Origin of the sequence: Paenibacillus sp. UNC217MF (genome assembly GCF_000686865.1) — a bacterium.
In the GTDB taxonomy this organism is placed as follows: domain Bacteria; phylum Bacillota; class Bacilli; order Paenibacillales; family Paenibacillaceae; genus Paenibacillus_B; species Paenibacillus_B suaedae.
Window position 1 is genome coordinate 23,107 of record NZ_JMLT01000022.1, and the last position, 19,792, is coordinate 42,898.

The following is a 19,792-nucleotide window of genomic DNA, read 5'->3' on the forward strand; positions in this document are numbered from 1 at the left end:
CGATCGTCATGCTAGGTAGCTCTTCTTGATTTTATATTTCATCAGTGTTATATTACATGTATGTAATATGAAGAGGAGATGAACAATGAGTTCTCTTTCCAACGTGGAATTTATGTTGCTGCAAATTATTGCGGAATCCAAACAAGCGTCGGGGTACCAAATCAATAAGTTAATAGAGCTTAGAGGCTACAGGGAATGGGCGAATATAGGTACTACTTCTATTTACGTCGGATTGAAGAAACTGAAAGACAAACGACTGATCCGATCCGAAAATTCCGTCCATAAGTCTGGCAAAGGGCCTGTGCCGTCTACGTATGTCATGATGGAAGCGGGGATAGAAACATTAAGGAATGAAATCATCGTAAGCCTAGCTTCTACGCGGGAACGAGATAACCGTTTCGATCTCGGACTCGCGGCTCTCCCTTTTATAGGGAAGAATGAAGCCGTAGAAGCTTTGCGGAAACGGGAGAACTTTCTAGAGGAGACATTGAGGAACTTAGCTCAGAAATATGAATCGCAAGGCGGCTATCAATTGCCATTGCACGTTAGGGCTCTTTTCCTTCACCCGATGAATCTCATCGAGACTGAAAAGACATTTGTCGCAAATCTGATCAGTGAACTCACAGGAGAACTGGAGGGACATGTCCATGTTGATTGAAGGTTTTACTCTTTTTCACGGAGAACACTGCGAGACGACAGCGATGGGCAATCTCCTTCAACATAAAGGTGTTCGATTATCGGAGCCGATGTTATTCGGTATAGGGCAAGGTTTGGGATTCATTTATTGGGATTCAAAGGGGATGGACTTTCCTTTTATCGGGGGTAGAGTAAAGCCTGATGAACTGTCTGCTTGCATAGCATCCCGGCTCAATTTGAATATCAGGGTGCAAGAAACCTCGTCTGTTACAAAAGCATGGCAGAACGTGCAAAGCTGCATAGACCGTGGAATTCCTGCGGGACTTAAATTAGATTCGTATTATTTAGATTACTTTACGAACAAAATACACTTTGCAGCCCACTATGCGGTGATATATGGCATGGATGACGAATACGCCTATATGGCAGACACAAGCCAACAAGGCGGACTCGTGACAACGCGATTGTCGAATTTGGCTATGGCAAGAAACGCAAAGGGGCCCATGAGCTCCAGGAATCGCTCCTTTACGATCGAGCAAACGGATACCCTTCCGCCGCTTGCACCCGCCATACGATCATCCCTTATCAACAATGCTCATGCCTATTTGAATCCGCCTATCCGCAATATGGGCAATAAAGGAATCAAAAAAATGAGCGGTGAAATCCTGAATTGGCCTTCTAGAAGCAAGGATTTAGAGAAAGATCTGTGTTTGACCGCTTTATTGATGGAAAGAGCGGGGACCGGCGGCGCCTTATTTCGAAACCTGTATAGAGATTTTCTAAAAGAATGCGTGGATTTGTTCGGTGATTCTAAATTAGAGCAGGCATACTCTCTGTTTACGGAAATCGCGCCGATGTGGAACGGTGTTTCGTCATCGATTGATAATGCGGGAAGAACCGGAAATCAACAGGAGCTAAGACTTGCATCCGAGCTTCTACTCGAGATTGCGGAGAAAGAACGATTAGCCATGGAGTCTGTATTGACAATTTAATTTAATAATTGGTTTTACAATTTAACTCGTTTTGAATCGACATTAGGGTAGACGCAAGTCGTATTGTAGAAAATAAACATTTTCGTTCGTTATAAGTAACCGACCACGTTGAATAAAGCGAAAAGACCGTAACTCCACACAAAGGGGATTCGGCCTTTATTGACGATACAAGAATTAATAAGTTCCCTTATGAATGAACAGTTTATTTTGCGTCTTGCCACACATTGAACTTGTTTCCGTCCGGGTCTTTGAATTTGAATTGCAAACCACAGCTTCCTTGGTCGCTTATCGGCTCGACGTAGACGCCGCTTTCGCGAAGTCGTTTATGGACCTCTACGATATTATCAACCTCGAATGTCAGAGAGAACATTTCATATTGGTCGCCTTCCCATTGATCCGTCATGAAGTTTGCTGTTTTCTTCTCTTTCGTTTCCAGCAGGAACAACCATTGCCCGTTACAGAGCACAAGGATGGCACCTTCGGCAGATCCACGGGGTCTTACTGAAAGTCCTAATGTCTCTTTGTACCACTTGGATGCAAGTTCCACGTTAGATACGGGTAAGTAGTTATGAGAGACTCTCTTTAACATCGGTGTTTGTGTTGCTTGTTGCTCCTCTGTTTTGATTGATTCTTTTTCGGCCATGAAAGTTCCACCTCTCACCATAATTTACATTTCTATATATAGACGATCTGACTTCATCAAAGCCGTCGCCCTCAAGCTTTCCTTTTTTCTTTATGTTCAACCGCATGATATGAGTTGCCGTCAGGGTCATAGAAAATGAAGTATTTGCCGATAAAGGGGTTCGTATTGATCGACTGCAACTTGACTTCGTCATGTTGCAGCTTATGCCACAGCTCCTCTATATCGGACACCTCGAATGCCAATAAGGGCAAATCACTTGGTAGATGGGTATGGCATTCCAGTAAATACAATTCATGTCCAGACTCTACTAAAAGATTGCCATGTCTGCTGATTCCCAGTTGAAAATGCTGGACGAACCAATTTAATACCCGTTCTCGATGAAGTACGGGAATGTAGAAATGACCTGCGCTTCTTAATATTCGTTCCGAGACTTTCTGTTCGAACTTCCGATCTAGGCGCTGCATTCGGAAATAAGACTCAAATTCGCCGGTGAGCTGACGCCTTAGCGTTGCTCTGGCCCGCCGAATACGGCTTTCTACGGCGGACAAAGAAATATTCAGGAATTGACTGATTTCCTTCATTGTCCATTCGCTTAAGTAGTGCAGCATGATGGCCATTTTACTTGTCTGCTCTAAATGCTGCATGGCATTCCAAATCGTTTCTTGCGTCATATGCTGATTTAACCATGTATCGATATTATTATTGGAGGGGGCAATCACCCCTTCGTAAGGCAAGGTTTGTTTTTTCTTTTTTACGAAATCGAGACTTGTTCGATAAACAATGGCATATAACCAACTGCCCAATTTTGAAGGATCGTCTAGGGTATGTAGTCGACGATAGCATTTCGTAAAAGCCTCTTGCGTTGCATCCTGCGCTTCATGAAAGTCCCCGATGATGCTGAAGGCAACGGATAACATAGCGTTAGAATATTGTAGAACGATCTGGCGAAAAGCATCGAAATTTCCATTCCTAGCTTCGGTTATGAATCGATGAATATCGATCCCCTGCTTATCCTCATCCATGCCAATCCCCCTTATATAAAGACATACACATTCCATGTAGACCATTCTCACCAAATATATCATGGAAATATTGGGAAAAGTAATCAATCTGTATTTTTACAAATTGCGGTTAAACGCGGGATTTCCCAGACTATAAAAGAAGTTATAAAACATATTGTAATATATAGGAAAATGGTTTAATATTTTATTGACTGAATTATGATTTTATAGTCATTAAAAAGGAGGGGGATTATGCCTAAGATTGTCACTGAGCACGAAAAACAAATGGTGAGGGAAGCGATGTATACAAAAGGGATCGAGCTGATTCGCAAAAAGGGGATAAAGCGAGTGACGGTGGAGGACATCACCACAGCGACCAACATCGGTAAAGGCTCCTTTTATTCCTACTACAATTCCAAGGAAGAATCCCTTTATGCGATCATCAAGCAGAACGAGAGTCGAATTTTTGAGAGAGTAGAGTCCGTTCTATCCGAAAAAATAAATGTGAAAGAGAAGATTGTAAAGGCATTGAAGGAGATTTATCTGGCTGGAGACAGTATTGTCCTTTACGTGTCTCCATCGGATTTCGAGTATCTGCTTCGCAAGCTTCCTGAAGAGGTGTCCGAATGGGAGACCTTGAAATCAAACGACTATTTTAGCAGGACACTATCGCTTTGCGGCATTGATGAATCAGAATGCGAGATGGATGTGCTAGCTTATTTAATGAATGCACTCCATTATGTCGGTTCGGCAGATATAACTTTTGGTGAGCGAGGTAAAGAGAAGGCCCTGGATATACTCGTCCATTCTATTGCCGACTATATGGCAGGGGGAGTCCGGCGATGAGAGAATTCCTAATAGACTGTAGACCATCACAGTGGATTGGTTGCAATGGTTTGCTTGAGCAGAGGCGAGGTTATATCGATTATTGGAGGTAGCTATGATCATATTATGGATCGTTATTTTAGGCGGACTGCTTATCATGTTAGGGACGGCTTGCTTGGTTCTGCTTGTCCAGTATCAGAAAAAGAAGAAGGCCAATCAAATTCGCATTGCTCCCACGAGCAACGGTATTGATTGTAGGGAGTTCGTAACGATCGGCGGCATTTCGCAATATTTGCACCATCGAGGCGAGGACATTGACAATCCTGTACTTCTGTTTTTGCATGGTGGCCCGGGAGAGACGATATTGCCATTTGCCCAAGAGTTTCAGATCCCATGGGAGAAGCACGTTACGGTTGTGCACTGGGATCAAAGGAACTGTGGCAAAACCTATTTTAACAATGATCCGAAACAAGTCACGCCAACAACCACGGTTGACCGTATCGTTCAGGACACTTATGAGGTTGTACAGTATTTAAAAAATAAGTACAGCAAAGAGAAGATTATCATTTTGGGGCATTCATGGGGATCGGTACTAGGTAGCCTGTTCACTAAAAAATACCCTGAGCTTGTACAGGCTTATATCGGTGTCGGGCAGATTGTCAATATGATTGATAATGAACGTGTCGGTTACGAAAAAGTACTAGAGTCGGCAAAAGAAGCGGGCAACGAAAACGATGTTCGAGCTCTACTTCGTTTGAAGCCTTACCCTCCAAATACATTTGATGGTGAAATGATTAGGAAGGTTAAAAAGGTTCGTAAATTTCAAAGTAAATATAAGTTAGCGGCTGGCCCTACAATTGAGTTGATTGGCAATGCTTTAAGCTCTCCGTTTTATACATTCAAGGATATGCGCTATTTCTTTATCTCTGGGGCATTTGGAGATGGACAACGTCATATTTGGAAGTATTTAATGGAGTCGTTCGATTTGGCGTCGATGGGTGCTGCATTCGAAGTCCCTGTTTTTTATATACATGGCGAGCGGGACTGGCAAACACCTTATCCACTGGCACGGGAATTCTATTCGACCATTAAAGCACCGCTCAAGCAATTTCACTCCATTCCAGATGCGGGGCATATTGCCATGCTTGAACGAAAGGGGATATTCAACGAGGCGTTATTTGATATTTTTGAGCGAGTGAATAGTATGATGACGACAAAGTAAGTCAAAATTACATTTCGGGAGAGATGGGTGTAACCGGCATACGAAGCAGCGGTGAAGTATATAGCTCCACCGCTAAACGTATTGCTGCCGCGCTGCCGAGGGCAGCTCGCTATGATAGACATGACAAATCTCGCCTCATGTGTAAGGCGTCTCGCACCTTATTCAGGTGTAGGGGAATCGGCCAGAGCGTTATATTGGATAGACGCTCTGGTCAATAGGGCTGCCGGAACGATTAGGCGTTGTTGGATACCTCAGCGCCGGCAATCTCTTCTTGATTTTCTTCTTTTCTTCTCCAGCCCATAATGGCCGGACCTAGCAGTATGATACCGAACTTAGCGACCTGGAAGACTACGCCGGCTGGAGACGACTCATCATCACCGACAGTTCTTCCAGTCTTGGTCGTGATCTCGCCACTCGTCAGGTTGATCGTGTACCCGACAATGCCTTTATATCCGGTCATTTCCATTAACCGTTCATCGAGAAATTCATTGACCGCACTCTTAATCTCCGCATCGCTACCAGTGAAGCTGCCCGCTTTTGTCATTTGAGTCTGGAGATCTTTTTTCAATAACTCCATGCCGATGAACAGATTCGCAGCAATGGCTACAATGCCGAGCAGGACACCGAGCGAGATCACGGTGCTTTTCTTTTTGGATACCCATAGTATAAGCAGATACAGCAATCCAGCTAAAATTAATGGGTATACCGGGACAAGATCTGACCATTGGTTAGTTACCCAGGCATAAGCGCCTCCAGCCACAATACTTGCGACCAGGGCGACGATTACTTTGACAGCATTCACTTCTCATGACCCCATTTCATATCTTTTCTTTTTTAAAGCCATTCTGCTACCCTAGTTCCGCATACAAAGGTATGCCATCTTTCGATTTCCCCGATTTTTGTTCAGAAGAGATGGAGCTGCCATGAAGGATAAATTGTCCATTATCTACATCGTCTATCGGCAGTTATAACCAAATATATTACAGTCGGCGTTTGAAATGAAGCCATTTATTACCACAATTTCCATACAGGACAATTTTCAAAGCAGTTCAGATAAATTCTTTTCAACATCAAGTTCATAAATAGGTATTATTTCCATTGTTGGATTGGAAATGGGGTGGTCTTTAAGTTGCGGTTGGGCTTGCAAAGCTGATTTGAGGTACGTGAATCTGGCATCTGGTCATATTCCTACTAAATGATGGATGTATTGCAGTATGAAGAAGATAGGGAGGAAGGCAGCGGAAAGAGCCATGTTCATATCTCTTACATAACATGTAGTTGTCGAGACTACACACGAGTAAGGTGGATGTGAAATGGCTCAATACAAATTTGCTACTGCTTCGCATAGTATGTCTTTAACCTAAGGGGCCAACGGGTTCCCTGTTGTCACTCAATATATAAGCCCATGCGGCAGTTGATGCTACAGGTGCAAAGGCGAATCATAATATCTCTAACTGTTGCGAGATATCTTCACAGATGCGATGAGTCAGCAGTGACTTTGCTCCACTGGATAAAAACTCGTCTCCGCTCTTCACACAGCTGATGAAATGGTCGATCATATCAACAAACCCGCGGCGATAGAGAACGGGAGTCCAATCCCCGAATGTGGACTGCTGTTCGGTGTTGTTTACATACGTTGTCTTATGAACGCAGTTATGGACGACGATCTTCTGCTGACATCCCATGACTTCCAGTCGTTCTTCCGTTATTCCCGTTTGTCGGTTCATCATTGCGAGCCCGGTCGTCTTCTTGCCCACCAAGTTAAGGACTAAGTAATGCAGTAAGCCATCCTCGACCTTGCCGTTGACCGTAATCGTCTCTGGTTCGCCTACATAGTACAGCAGCGTGTCTACCACGTGAATGAAATCATCAAAAACCGTCTGCCGGATTGGCGACAAGGGGCCGGTTCGATTCTTTTGCATGAAGGCAGTTTCGATTGCCGGAATGGTTTCTTTTGCTCCTTTGTACATCGGCATGAACCGACGGTTAAATCCGACCATGAGCTGCACGTTTTGCTGTTGAGCCAGAGAAACGATTTCCTCCGATTCATGCAATGTATAGGCGATGGGCTTGTCTACAAATACATGAATTCCTGCAGTGATAAGCTGACGCAACATATCTACATGCGATTCCGTTGAAGTATGTACGAAAGCGGCATTGATGTTAGAAGAGATCAATTCCTGCACGGTAGAGAATTGGTTGCGAATACGATATTGCCGACCAACTTCATCGACCACTTCTTGATTGCGGCTGGCAATGGACAGTTCAATATCCGTACGGGTTCCTAGTACAGGCAAGTATGCTTTGCGTGCGATATCACCGATACCGATCATGCCGATTTTCATGTTGGTTCCCCCTTCATATCCATAGATTCCGTTTATTCCATAGATTGAGTACAGTATAGCCTGAGACACAGGTTTCAGGCTATATGTTTTAGACTAAGCGGCCAGGAGGCTGCTCTATTCTATTCACGAGCAATTCTAGCTCATCCATCAAATCCGGAATCCACGCATCTGAACCTGGGATTGTATCGGTTCCGCCATAGACAAGCCATTTCAGCGTTTTTACAAGCCAGCATACCCCACCGACGTTCACTTGCCATTTAAGCTGATCCATCGAACAATTCTGCTCCATCGCGCTATGGAATGCGGACAACATCTCTTCTCTAGGGACATGACTATATTCTCGAGCTTCATCAATGAGACAATGCAAGTCGCCTAAATGGGGACTTAGATACGAAAGCGACCAGTCAATCGGCATAATCTGTGTCCCCTGAATGAGCAAGTTCTTCGCATGATAATCATGGTGCACGAGTGTAAGGGGCTGAGTGCGATATAGTCTCTCCAGCTGTTGCGGCAATATGTCCTGTAGTTTGCCGAGGGCAGGATGGCCAGTTAGACGAGGCGAGTGAAGGAGATCTTTCGCAAGCGCCAAGAAATCGGCAGCTGTCTCGGTGTATTGATGAATGAGACTGCTCGGAATATTCTGCTTGATATGCATCGCAGCTGTATCTCGAATTCTAGCTAACGCTCTTGCAGCTTCCAGAAAGAGCGCCGAGCTGGGACGCTGCTCCAAATTGTACTGCCCGGCATCCTCCATAATCATGACCGCACTGCGTTCCGATTCATAATATTCATAAATGCGAGGGGCTGATATGTGCAAAGGTTTCACGAGGTGACGGTAATTGGCGGCTTCTTGAGCCATTTCTTTGCCGCCCCATTTCAATATGCGAGTTTCACCTGTACGTAAAGTGATGCGATACACTTCGGATAGCGCCCACTTTCGTAAAAGTGCCCACTCGGTTACTTCAGCTAGCAAAGGGATTCTGTTGGTATAGGCAGATAGACGTTCTGGAATCATATGCTTCCTCCTGAATGATGGGGTTCATCTTACAGAGGAGAATTTTACACGAAAACCCAAAAAAATATAGACTTATAATGACCGGTTTGCTATGATGTTGAATAGGGTCTCGATACTTTTCGGGACCCATTTTTTGTTAATTGTGAATCGGGAGATGAAGAGATGCAGGGCTATAATGTCATCATGGTTTACAATAAAGAACTCGACAAATTATTGATGTGCAAACGATTAAAAGAACCGTACAAAGGACTAAATAATCTAGTCGGCGGTAAAATAGAGGCTGGTGAAGCAGGAATCGAAAGTGCTTATCGAGAGCTGGCGGAAGAAACGAGCATTTCCAAAGGGGATATCACGCTGCACCACCTGATGGACTTCACGTACCACTATCAAAAATGTTATGTGGAAGTCTATGTGGGCAAGTTGAAGCATGACGTCGCGATTCATGGCGATGAGAATGAATTGTACTGGTCGGAGCTGACCCACGATTTCTTCGACATGACCTTGTATGCAGGAGAAGGCAATATCGGTCATATGATCGAGCAGGTGAATATGTACAAGGATACGATTCTAGGTGATTGAAAAGGAAAAGACGAAGGCAGACGCTACATGGGCGTGTTCCTTCGTCTTTTTCTATACTAGAAACCAAGTTTGTATTTACTCCTTTTCACAAAAGCTGTGCTGTGACTTACCTCTTTACATCGAACACATGGGATTGGAGAAGCTCTAATGCCCGCTGTATGTCCTTCAAGTCTTCTTCTGAGGAATTCTTAATTCGCTCGAAGAAACGCTCGCTAATCCGCCCAAAGGCCTCTTCCATCATAGCTTGTCCAGTTTCCGAGAGTTGGATCATTTGCTTGCGTCTATCATCCGTGGACTCCAGTTTTTCACATAGATGCTTTTCCGTTAATTTCCTCAGTTCCCGGCTCGTATTTGGCATAGACATGTGCATGCAATCGCTAATTTGGCTTAAGGTAACAGGTTGGCTGACCGCGATATATTCCAAAATACGATATTGAACGGGTGTAATATCCTCTGGCTTAATGTCCCTCGTTAATTCATGCGTCACTTCGTGCACGGAGGTTGTAAAGCTCACGAATTGATGAAACAGAGCTTTCTTGTCCACAAAAATCACCTCTTACCAGAACACGATAACAAATCAATTATCAATAAACAATTATCATTTGACAACTATATAGGTGGGTTGGTATCTTTTAGTTATCAAATGATAACTAAATGGCGGTGGGAAGATGAAGGTGTTAATCGTATATACGCATCCGAATCATAGTAGTTTGAGTTACGCCTTTTTACAACAAATCATACAAGGGTGTACAGAGAATAAGAACGTGGAAGAAATTCAGGTTCTTGATTTATATGAAGAGGACTTCGATCCAGTACTTGTGTTCCACAAGACGAAGCGGAGGAGAGATATGCACCTCGATCCGACCCTGGAGAAGTATCGTGAGCAGATACGCTGGGCAGATAAGTTGGTGTTTGTGTATCCGATCTGGTGGCTGCGTCCGCCTGCGATGCTGCTCGGCTACATTGATCAGTTATTTGCTTCTGACTTCGCCTATCGAGACAACGGAGGCTTGCTGCCTGAAGGGCTGCTGAAAGGGAAATCGGTTGTTTGTATATCTACAATGAAGGGTCCTACCCTGTATCCATTTTTCTTTTATCGCAATGTGCATAAAGTGTTGATGAAAAGGGCCTTGTTTCAGTATGTAGGTATCAAAAAAGTGAAGTTCTTTGAATTCGGGAACATGGAAAGTCCGAAGGGCAAGCACGACAGAAAATTAATTAATATTTACAATTATTTCAAATTTATGTATCATTAAACACCTGAGCAGGGTTCATATTGTTGAGGATGACGAATAAATTATAAGTTTTGAATGTCTCCTTACAGACGGATCTAATGTTGAAATTCACCGCTGTAAGCCATAAATGGGGAGGGTGCAATTCTTATGAGATCGTTTGAACTGCTGTTAGTCGTCATTCATGTTTTATTGCTTGGTTGGCTGCTATTTGCAAGGAGCAAAACAAAGCAAATGCTGTTCATTAGTTTCATCATATCTTCCATATTCGTGCTGCTGCATGGACTCATCGAGGGACTGCGTTGGGAGATGGTTCCGGCCTATGTGATAACGTTTCTGCCGATCTGTATCCTTGCAGCACGATATCTGTTCAGATCGAAGGAAGTGAAGGGAAAGAAGTCCATAGTTCAGCAAATTCTTGTGGCTATGCTGGCAGTGCTATATTCCCTTATCACTGTGTTTCTGCCTCTCTTGTTCCCGGTGTTCACATTCGAAGAACCTACAGGTCCGTATAAGATTGGGACAGTAACGTATGATTGGAAGGATGAGCGGCGTGAAGAAACACTTACCCCAGAAAAGGGTGACAAGCGCGAACTGATGGTGCAAATTTGGTATCCAGTTAGTTCGAGCGCACAGGGAAAAACCGCACCTTATGTATCTAATCCGGATGTGTTTGTAAATGCGTACAGCCAAACTTTCGATATGCCTAAAATGTTTTTTACAAGCATGAAATTCGTCAAGACACATGCGATCGAAAATGCCGAGATATCCGGTAAAGAAGCTGCTTACCCAGTACTGCTGTTTTCTCATGGAATGGGTGGGCATAAGAGCCATAACACCTTCCAGATCGAACAATTGGTCAGTTATGGGTATATCGTTGTGGGTATTGATCACACGTATAATAGCATTACATCGGTGTTCGATGATGGCCGCGTTGCGAATTTTATTCCCCAGGATCCGTCAGTTGAGCACTTGGATGAACTGAACAAGGTATGGGTGGAGGATGCCAAATTTGTAGTCAATCAAGTGGAGAAGCTGGCACAGGGCGATCCAGACCATCGCTTTACAGGAAGAATGGATTTGAAGAACGTCGGTATGTTCGGTCATTCCTACGGTGGAGCAACCAGTGTTCAAATGCTGATGTCAGACGCAAGAATTAAGGCAGCTATTAATTTGGACGGCGGCTTATTTGGTCAGCTCCGGATTCCGGAAGGCGGGGTGAAGAAGCCGTTGTTGATGATGAGTGCGGATAGAACGCTTGCCGGTGCAAACCAGTTAGCAGCTGCCCAAGGTACAACGAGAAAAGCTTTATACAAGTACTTCGGTGACATATTTGAACGATATAAGCATGTTGCAGAGGGAGGAAACTACTGGATGAAAATTAAAAACATGGATCATTTAGCCTTCTGCGACTTCTATCTGCTATCGCCTCTACTCGAGAAGGCTGAAGGGGTAAATTTACGCCCTGTACATCGCCTCATTAACGAATACTCGCTTGATTTCTTTAACCATTACTTAAAGGGGCAACCTTTCGAGAAGATGGAACAAAATCTTGGTGACAATCCGGAATTTTCACTGGAGAGAGGCTAAGAACAACTAAAGCGGTATGTATGAACAAGATGATGGAGAAGTAATTTCCATGAGGGGGAGCGAAATGGTATTTCATATTTGGGAAGGACGGAAGGTTAGATTGCGCGCTATAGTCCCAAGCGATTGGGAGAAGTTCCACAACAATGACTATGATACGGAAACTGCCCGATTATGCGATGAGGTTCATTTTCCAAGATCCGAAGAGGGTGCGCGAATATGGACGGACCAGCGGGCAGCTGCAGTGCCGGAAAGTGATCAATTTCGGTTTGCCATTGAGACGATTGCGGGTGAAATGGTGGGCGGAATGAACACGCATGGCGTGGATAAGCGGAACGGCACATTCAAGTACGGCGTATCGATCTTCCGAGAACATTGGCGTAAGGGCTATGCATCGGATGCAATTCAGGTATTGCTCCGTTACTATTTCGAAGAGCTGCGTTATCACAAGGTGATTGCGCATGTATATGCGTACAACGAGGCATCAATTGCGCTGCACAAGCGCCTAGGGTTCCTACAGGAAGGGCGACTTCGGGAGATGATATTTACGAAGGGGCAATATCATGATGAACTCATTTTTGGCTTAGTGCGCAGTGAATACGATGCGATGCAGGAATGAACTTGGTCACTGAGTAGATGCAATTCAAGATAAATAGGAAAGCCATAGAATGTCCGCCTGTGGAAGGCAGCACTCTATGGCTCTTTGATGTTGTGTATTTTGTGCAACCGAAACAAATTGAGCTTTAGCCCGCTTTCAAATAGGCATAGCAAGATGGGTTATTTTCGTAACAAAGGTATTGACAAACATAAAACTACAACTGTAGTATATACATGACTACAATTGTAGTTTTAATGATAACCATAAGGGGGTGCTATATAAAGAACGTAATATTAAAAGTAGCCATTCAACAGCAGTGCTGTTCATCGTTGATCTAGTGGCAGAGAAGAAATCTTTACACCTTTAACGATGAGCACTCAGCGCATGCTTACCCAAAAACTAATACTGGTAGGGAGGTGGTATATACGAACACGGCATCTCCATTTCTTCGGATTTTATCAAACTACAAGTCTAGCATTGTTTTCCAACTACATACGTAGTCTGATTAAATTGACTTTGGAGGTTACATGCATGAAGCAAATACCATCGATTACGGATGCAGAGCTAGAAATTATGCGAGTATTATGGGATATTCCGGATTGCCCTTCCGGCGAAGTCGTAAAGCTGATGGCAGAGAAAATGGGCTGGAGCCCGAATACGACTCGGACATTCCTCAGTCGGCTGGTGCAGAAGGAAGCTGCTGGTACGAAGATGGAAAAGGGTTCGAAGCGCAACCAGCTATTCTACCCCATTATTAGCGAGCAGGAATTCTTACGGTTTGAAACCAGATCCTTTATAAAAAGGTTATATGGCGGTGCATTAAAGCCCATGCTGGCCAATTTTTTAGACGATAAAAAGCTAAATGCGCAGGAAATTGAGGATCTGAAGGCTTTATTTGATGAAAGCTGTATAGACGGCGGGCCGGAAAAGAGAAATAGCTGATGGGCCCAACATTACATGCAAGCTTGTTATCGTTTTTTGGCTGGTTGATTCGCGGATCATTTATGGCCGGTATCCTGGTTCTACTAATCCTGACCCTGCAATTTTTATTAAAAAACAAGCTAGAAGCAAGATGGAAATATTTGATTTGGCTGCCTGTGGCGATTCGTCTGCTGCTTCCTTGGGCGCCGGAATCTTCGCTTAGCTTGTACAATGTGTTCTCTCTGAAGGATGTAGCGCCTGGAATTCATCAGATGACCCATGATCCCCAAGTTTTGAGGGACGCGGGGAGAGCAGGTAAAGTGGCGGTGCATGGTGAGCGATATGTACAGCCGGAAACAGGTGGAACTTCGGAAATGCCTGCTCTATCCCATGAATCGGAGACCGTGCAGGGGCGCGGTTTCTGGTGGAACCGGATCAAGCAACTTGGGTTTATCAATGGGCTTATGCTGGTATGGCTTGCGGGGGGATTGTTTCTTGCTGCGAAAACGGTATACGACCAGCTTCGATTAAAGCGGGCGCTGCGTGCAGGCCGAGTCATCGATACGCCTTTTTTATCGGGCGTGTTTCAAGAGACAAAGCAGCGATTGGGCATAAATCGTAACGTACGATTTGTCGCATCGGAACGGATTCCTGGACCTGCCGTAGTCGGTTTTCATAAACCTGCGATCGTTATTGCTCCAAGTCTGCTCGTCACGCTACAGAAGGAGCAGCTTCAATATATTCTGGCGCATGAGTTCGCACATATTCAGCGGCGGGATGTGATTGTGAATTGGGTGATACACGTCATCCTGATTCTCCACTGGTTCAATCCATTGATATGGCTTGCTGCACATAAAGCAAGGCAGGCCCAGGAGATGGCTTGCGATGCATGCGTCTTGGATCGGATGGATCCGCAGCAAAATAGAGCATACGGACAAACCATTATTCATGTACTGGAGCATGTTTCAGGCAGCCATCATCAGCCGGGGCTTGCCAGCTTGTCCTCGACACATAAAGAAATGAAAAGGAGACTTATGATGATCAAACAATTCAACAAAAAATCTTATCGCTTGTCCATTCTGGGGATCGGAATGATTCTCGCGCTTGGTAGTGTGACATTGGTTAATGCTAGGGAAAGCAACGCAGCGAGCGCACCCGTTGCTGCGGCTGTACAAGAGCAGCAGAAATCGGATAAGAAGGAAGTTCAAATCGACAAGACGATGAAAGAAAAGCTGAATAAAGTGGTAAAGCAATTTGCAGGGAAAGATATAAAGTTGCAGGATGTTGGCGAGATGATAATTGATTCAAACAAAGTGAATGCAGAGGTTAAATCAGTAGACGGAAAATATAAAATCCAATATAGCACTAAAACAGGTGGAGTATGGTCGGTTTCTGGATTAGTCCCAATCAATAAAATCAGTAAAAAGGATCAGGAGAAGGCCATTCAAGAGCTAAAGAAGAGATATCCCAAAAAAACATATGCTTTTGGAAATGAAGTGAAAGCGATACGAGTGTATGATGATAAGAAGGCTGTTTTTAATGGGGAAGTATGGTATACGTTTAAGGGCAAAGACTTTGAAGTCCTTCTAGTTAAATCCAAAGGATCGTCGGAACTAGAGTCTATGGGATACATGATTAAAGTTGAGGCGCAAGAAATTGAAGGGAAATTGCTAAAAACAGCAGCAGACGCGGTGAAAACGGCTTTAGATCAAGAGTTTAATTTTACAGAAGCTAAACTTATTCCTGGCGAATTTGACTTTAAAAACAACATCAATCTATCTAAGTGGGAACTGGAAGGCAACGGTGTTTTAGTTGAGATAGAAGCAGAGTCGGGCAAGGTACTTAATGTAATTCATAAAACGACAGAAAAGGTGAAGACAGACAAAGAGATTCCGGTAAAAGAAGCAAAAGAAGTGATTGCTCCGATGGCAAAAAAGTTGTTCAATATAGACATTACGGGATATGAAGTGAAGAGGGATAACTTATTTGGGGATTACTGCTTCTTCAAGTACGACAAGGACGACAAAGGCGCCAAGGCAGAAGCAACGATAGTGAGGGCTGCATTGGATGCCGACAAAAACGTGGTATACCTGATGTCTGGAAGTAGAGCTGCAAGCGGGGGGTATTAAACGCTATAGATACCAAAATGCAGAAAAAATAAATTGCCTGCCATCTGTTTTCCGCCAGAATCAACATAGATAGTGAATACCTAGGTATCTCTTGACTTATGGACTTCGGGGTAATACCCGGTGATTTCTGGTTTGGGTGTAAACCAAAGAAGCATTAAAATAGAGTGGCTGGAAAATGGGGAAAAGGGAACTGAAGAGTAAGTAAAAAGGCTGCAGATCGTTGATCTGCAGCCTCCTTTAGTTGGAGTTTTCCTATCGATTTGATTGCTCTGATTGATATATTAAATAAACAAATTAATGCCTGATTGATCAGCCTTGCCTAAATAGTAGCCTACGCCGCCGATGGTAACGCCGTCGATAAGCTCCTCATGGGCAATGCCCATGACGTCCATCGACATCTGGCAGGCAACGATTTCGACACCCTGCTGGATCGCAGATTCAATCAACTCTTCTAGTGAAGATACATTGTTATTGTTCATCACTGAGCGAATCATTTTCGGTCCGATACCCATCATGTTCATCTTCGACAAGCCCAGCTTCTTGCTTCCTCGTGGCATCATCGCACCGAACATTTTGCCGATGAAGCTCTTGTTGACGGGAACCTTGTTCGGCTTGCGCAAAATATTCAGACCCCAGAAGGTGAAGAACAGAGTCACTTTCTTTCCCGAAGCAGCAGCTCCGTTCGCAATAATGAAGGAGGCGATTGCTTTATCGAGATCGCCGCTGAACACGACCATGGTACTGCGATCCGATGATACACTGCGATTGTCTGCCTGTTGCAAATCCTCCGCGGAGGTAGGCGGCAGCTTGCGTATATGGGCTTCAATCGTCCCATCCGTGTGTGTCTGCACATGCAGCAGCTCCTGCTTGCTCATGCCCACCCAAGCTTGGATATCCTCATAGAAGCCGGGATCAGATGCATTTACTTTCAGCACTTGACCTTCCTGCAGCAAATCCATATGCTGCTTCACTTGCATGAGCGGCCCTGGGCAGCATAAACCACATGCGTCCAGGGTACGATCGAAGGAGTACTGTGTATCTTTCTGTTCATTGCTTTCTTTTACCGGATTCCCAGACGTGTCTTGGTCAGGCCTGGCAGGCGGCGTAACCTGTCCGGGGGTATATTGTGCATGCTGGTATGTCTTATATCCACCCGTTAAGTTTTTCACCTTGAAGCCATGCTGACTTAGGATGCGTGACGCCGTATAACCGCGCAAACCAACTTGGCAGTAGACCCATATTTCTTTCTCCCGATCGAGCTCATTCAGACGGCTTCTTAGTTCATCTACAGGAATAGACAGGGAGTTAGGAATATGACCGTTCTGATGCTCCATATCCGTACGCACGTCAACAAGCATCGTAGCTTGTGGGTCGCGCTGTTCCAGATCGGCAGGCGTAAACGCGTTCACAGCTCCTGTCCATATATTCTCGGCAGTATACCCGGCCATGTTCACGGGATCTTTAGCGGAAGAATACGGTGGTGCATAGGACAATTCAAGCTCCGTAAGATCGGTGACGGTGCCGCCTAAGCGTATAACCGTAGCAATGACGTCCATCCGTTTGTCCACACCGTCATAACCGACAATCTGGCTGCCTAGTACGTTGCCTTCCTCATTAAAGATCAGCTTTATTGTCATTGGCTTGGCACCTGGATAGTACCCGGCATGGGAATTTGGATGCACATAAGTTACCTTGTACGGCAAACCTAATCGTTGCAATGTTTTTTCGTTATTCCCTGTTGCAGCACCCGTTAATCCGAACACCTTCAGGATAGATGTTCCTTGCGAGCCTTTATAGGCAGTGCCAATTCCGCTCACATTGTCTGCTGCGATACGCCCTTGCTTGTTGGCTGGCCCTGCAAGCGGGATCGCTGTCTTCGTCCCATTGACGAAGTCGACAACCTCAACAGCGTCTCCTACGGCATAAACGTCTTCTACATTGGTCTGCAAAAAATCATTCACAATGATGTGACCTCGTGGCCCCAGCTCAATGCCACTGTCTCGAATAAAGCCCGTATCAGGTGCTACCCCGATTGCGAGAATGACCATGTCGCTTGTGAGCACTTTGCCGCTGGCCAGCTGCGTTTCAATCCCGCCGTTCGTATCACGGAACGATTGAACGCGGTCATTTACAATGAGAGATGTACCGTGCTGTTCCATCTCCTTAGACAGAATTCCGGCCATTTCTGTGTCAAATGGAGCAAGAATTGCTGGTCCAGCCTCAACCAACGTGACGTCCAGCCCAATTTCGCGCAAATTCTCGGCCATCTCCACCCCGATGAATCCGCCGCCGATGACGACAGCAGAGCGGGTGCCACCTTCCATCACGCGCGTCTTCACGCGATCCGTATCCGGAATGTTGCGAAGCGTATAAATGCGCTCGCTCTCAATACCAGGAAGAGACGGACGTACCGGCTTCGCACCAGGGGACAGAATCAGTGAATCATACGATTCCTCATATTCCCCTTTCTCTTTGCTGCGTACCCGTACCTTTTTCGCTTGTGTATCAATGCTGATGACCTCGCTGTGCACGCGCACATCGATATTGAACCGGCGGTGCATAGCTTCTGGTGTCTGCACGAACAGCTTGTTGCGATCTTGAATGGTATCTCCGATATAGTAGGGAAGCCCGCAGTTGGCGAACGATACATAAGCATCCCTCTCGAACATGACAATGTGGGCATCCTCATCCAGTCTGCGCAGACGTGCTGCGGCAGAAGCCCCTCCAGCTACTCCTCCAACGATCAATACCTTTTTGCTCATGATGTCTCCTCCCCGAAAAATGCTTCAACGAACTGTTTTACCTTCTCGTTCTCTACCCGATAGTTCACTTCTAGGCCGTTGCGATGTGTGGTTACAATGCCCATGCTGCGCAGCTTCTGTAGGTGTTGGGATACCGTCGATTGCGGCAAGCCTAGGCAGTCCTGCATGAAGGATACATTGCAGCTTCCCTTATCCAGCAGCCCCTTCACGATACAGAGGCGAACAGGATGTGCCAGAGCTTTTAACAGCTCGGCAGTATCATTAAAACGTTCATAGTCGTTATTCATATCATGTCTCCTTTGATTTATAGGAAAGTGAAAAGATGGAATGGTTCATTTTGTACATGAACTCATACACTTAATAAATCGTTATATCGTTATATTACGATATTAATATATAAGGGAAATAAAATCAACACAAGAAGTTGAAACTAATAAATGGAAAGGGAGGTGCCGGATTCAGCGTTATATTGTGCAGAAGGTGACAGCCTTACCCGAACAGGTATGCTAGAATGGACATAAATACTAAAATAATGTGGTGATAACGATGCAATTAAACGATATTGAACATAACATACGAGTGATCCGTGAGCGTATCGAGCAGGCATGCAAGCGCAGTGGGCGCAATCCCGAGGAAGTGAAGCTGATGCTCGTTACGAAGACAGTTCCGGTTGAACGAATTCAGATGGCATTAGATGCAGGGGAGAACTTAATTGGGGAAAATAAAGTGCAGGAAGGGCTGCAGAAGCGGGAGCCGCTTACCTCGGCTAATCCGTCGCTAGACTTCCACTTTATCGGCCATTTGCAAACAAACAAGGTCAAGGATGTGCTCAAATTCGCAACATGCGTTCAATCCGTTGACCGCATGAAGCTGGCTACGGCACTCCATGAGCGGCTGCAAAAGGAAGGCCGCACGATGGATATCCTTATCCAAGTGAATACGTCGTATGAGGATAGCAAGTTCGGTGCTGCCCCAGAGGATGCACTCGCATTAATTCAAGAGGTAGCCAAGTTGGACACGCTCCGCATTAAGGGGCTCATGACAATTGGGCTGTTCACTGACGATCAAGACAAGGTGCGCAAATGCTTCAAGCTGCTGCAAAATATCCGTCGTGAAGCAGAGGAGCTTGCATTGCCGAATGTCAGCATGGAAGTTATGTCGATGGGGATGTCCGGAGACTTCGAGACGGCAATCGAGGAGGGCTCGACACTGGTGCGGGTTGGGTCGGCAATTTTCGGCAAGCGTATTTATCCAGATAATCATTATTGGAATGAGAACGCGAAATCGGAATAAATGGATGAAATA

Annotated in this window: 19 protein-coding genes; 11 read left to right on the plus strand and 8 right to left on the minus strand. The window is 45.1% G+C overall.

All coding sequences use genetic code 11. The annotated features are described in order from the left end of the window. The first annotated feature begins 85 nt into the window (after positions 1-85). A complete protein-coding gene (locus tag BP95_RS0113155; RefSeq protein ID WP_028532412.1) occupies positions 86-658 on the plus strand; it encodes a PadR family transcriptional regulator in 573 nt (190 codons plus the stop codon). Further along, entirely contained in the window at positions 642-1,628 is a 987-nt protein-coding gene (locus tag BP95_RS0113160; RefSeq protein WP_028532413.1) for a BtrH N-terminal domain-containing protein, read from the plus strand. Before BP95_RS0113155 ends, BP95_RS0113160 begins: the two co-directional genes overlap by 17 nt. A gap of 202 nt (positions 1,629-1,830) precedes the next feature. Here the strand turns inward: BP95_RS0113160 and BP95_RS0113165 are convergent, their stop codons facing one another. Together BP95_RS0113165 and BP95_RS0113170 are read right to left on the minus strand one after the other, a co-directional pair. Continuing rightward, positions 1,831-2,271, minus strand: a complete 441-nt coding sequence (locus BP95_RS0113165) for a VOC family protein (RefSeq protein ID WP_036667054.1) — start codon at positions 2,269-2,271, stop codon at positions 1,831-1,833. 71 nt (positions 2,272-2,342) lie between these two features. Next, positions 2,343-3,293: a sigma-70 family RNA polymerase sigma factor gene (locus BP95_RS0113170; protein ID WP_021253481.1), complete on the minus strand. Its 951-nt coding sequence runs from the start codon at positions 3,291-3,293 to the stop codon at positions 2,343-2,345. Positions 3,294-3,524: 231 nt separating this feature from the next. Here BP95_RS0113170 and BP95_RS0113175 point away from each other — a divergent pair, with 231 nt between their 5' ends. Both BP95_RS0113175 and BP95_RS0113180 read left to right on the plus strand, forming a co-directional pair. Continuing rightward, entirely contained in the window at positions 3,525-4,118 is a 594-nt protein-coding gene (locus BP95_RS0113175) for a TetR/AcrR family transcriptional regulator (RefSeq protein ID WP_028532415.1), read from the plus strand. 94 nt (positions 4,119-4,212) lie between these two features. Beyond that, entirely contained in the window at positions 4,213-5,319 is a 1,107-nt protein-coding gene (locus BP95_RS0113180) for an alpha/beta fold hydrolase (RefSeq protein ID WP_028532416.1), read from the plus strand. A 232-nt stretch (positions 5,320-5,551) separates the two neighbouring features. Here the strand turns inward: BP95_RS0113180 and BP95_RS0113185 are convergent, their stop codons facing one another. The 3 genes from BP95_RS0113185 to BP95_RS0113195 all read right to left on the minus strand — a co-directional run bounded on the left by BP95_RS0113185 (position 5,552) and on the right by BP95_RS0113195 (position 8,679). Next, on the minus strand, positions 5,552-6,121 hold the full coding sequence (locus BP95_RS0113185; RefSeq protein ID WP_021253478.1) for a hypothetical protein: 570 nt from the start codon (positions 6,119-6,121) through the stop codon (positions 5,552-5,554). Between the two features lie 637 nt (positions 6,122-6,758). Beyond that, entirely contained in the window at positions 6,759-7,664 is a 906-nt protein-coding gene (locus BP95_RS0113190) for a Gfo/Idh/MocA family protein (protein ID WP_028532417.1), read from the minus strand. An 88-nt stretch (positions 7,665-7,752) separates the two neighbouring features. Next, positions 7,753-8,679 carry a phosphotransferase family protein gene (locus tag BP95_RS0113195; protein WP_028532418.1) on the minus strand — a complete coding sequence of 309 codons (927 nt, stop codon included), beginning with the start codon at positions 8,677-8,679 and terminating at the stop codon, positions 7,753-7,755. Positions 8,680-8,841: 162 nt separating this feature from the next. Here BP95_RS0113195 and BP95_RS0113200 point away from each other — a divergent pair, with 162 nt between their 5' ends. Next, positions 8,842-9,258 (plus strand): NUDIX hydrolase, encoded by a 417-nt coding sequence (locus BP95_RS0113200; RefSeq protein WP_028532419.1) that lies wholly within the window; start codon positions 8,842-8,844, stop codon positions 9,256-9,258. A gap of 106 nt (positions 9,259-9,364) precedes the next feature. On the opposite strand, the gene BP95_RS0113205 is transcribed toward BP95_RS0113200, so the two are convergent. Then, on the minus strand, positions 9,365-9,802 hold the full coding sequence (locus BP95_RS0113205; RefSeq protein ID WP_021253474.1) for a MarR family winged helix-turn-helix transcriptional regulator: 438 nt from the start codon (positions 9,800-9,802) through the stop codon (positions 9,365-9,367). Positions 9,803-9,926: 124 nt separating this feature from the next. On the opposite strand from BP95_RS0113205, the gene BP95_RS0113210 reads away from it, so the two are divergent. The 5 genes from BP95_RS0113210 (at position 9,927) to BP95_RS31930 (ending at position 15,725) form a co-directional block, all read left to right on the plus strand. Continuing rightward, positions 9,927-10,514, plus strand: a complete 588-nt coding sequence (locus BP95_RS0113210; protein WP_021253473.1) for an NAD(P)H-dependent oxidoreductase — start codon at positions 9,927-9,929, stop codon at positions 10,512-10,514. Positions 10,515-10,640: 126 nt separating this feature from the next. Next, positions 10,641-12,080 carry an alpha/beta hydrolase family protein gene (locus tag BP95_RS0113215; protein WP_028532420.1) on the plus strand — a complete coding sequence of 480 codons (1,440 nt, stop codon included), beginning with the start codon at positions 10,641-10,643 and terminating at the stop codon, positions 12,078-12,080. 64 nt (positions 12,081-12,144) lie between these two features. Continuing rightward, the gene (locus BP95_RS0113220; protein ID WP_021253471.1) at positions 12,145-12,696 is read left to right on the plus strand and encodes a GNAT family N-acetyltransferase; all 552 of its coding nucleotides are present in this window, start codon (positions 12,145-12,147) and stop codon (positions 12,694-12,696) included. Between the two features lie 510 nt (positions 12,697-13,206). Continuing rightward, positions 13,207-13,617, plus strand: a complete 411-nt coding sequence (locus BP95_RS0113225; RefSeq protein WP_021253470.1) for a BlaI/MecI/CopY family transcriptional regulator — start codon at positions 13,207-13,209, stop codon at positions 13,615-13,617. Further along, a complete protein-coding gene (locus tag BP95_RS31930; protein ID WP_051614080.1) occupies positions 13,617-15,725 on the plus strand; it encodes a M56 family metallopeptidase in 2,109 nt (702 codons plus the stop codon). Before BP95_RS0113225 ends, BP95_RS31930 begins: the two co-directional genes overlap by 1 nt. A 281-nt stretch (positions 15,726-16,006) precedes the next feature. Here BP95_RS31930 and BP95_RS0113235 read toward each other — a convergent pair whose 3' ends face one another. Together BP95_RS0113235 and BP95_RS0113240 are read right to left on the minus strand one after the other, a co-directional pair. Then, entirely contained in the window at positions 16,007-18,487 is a 2,481-nt protein-coding gene (locus BP95_RS0113235; RefSeq protein ID WP_028532421.1) for a DsrE/DsrF/DrsH-like family protein, read from the minus strand. Further along, positions 18,484-18,774, minus strand: a complete 291-nt coding sequence (locus BP95_RS0113240) for an ArsR/SmtB family transcription factor (protein ID WP_028532422.1) — start codon at positions 18,772-18,774, stop codon at positions 18,484-18,486. Before BP95_RS0113240 ends, BP95_RS0113235 begins: the two co-directional genes overlap by 4 nt. Positions 18,775-19,033: 259 nt before the next feature. On the opposite strand from BP95_RS0113240, the gene BP95_RS0113245 reads away from it, so the two are divergent. Then, complete coding sequence (locus tag BP95_RS0113245) at positions 19,034-19,780, plus strand: YggS family pyridoxal phosphate-dependent enzyme (RefSeq protein WP_036667056.1); 747 nt, start codon at positions 19,034-19,036, stop codon at positions 19,778-19,780. Positions 19,781-19,792 lie beyond the last annotated feature (12 nt).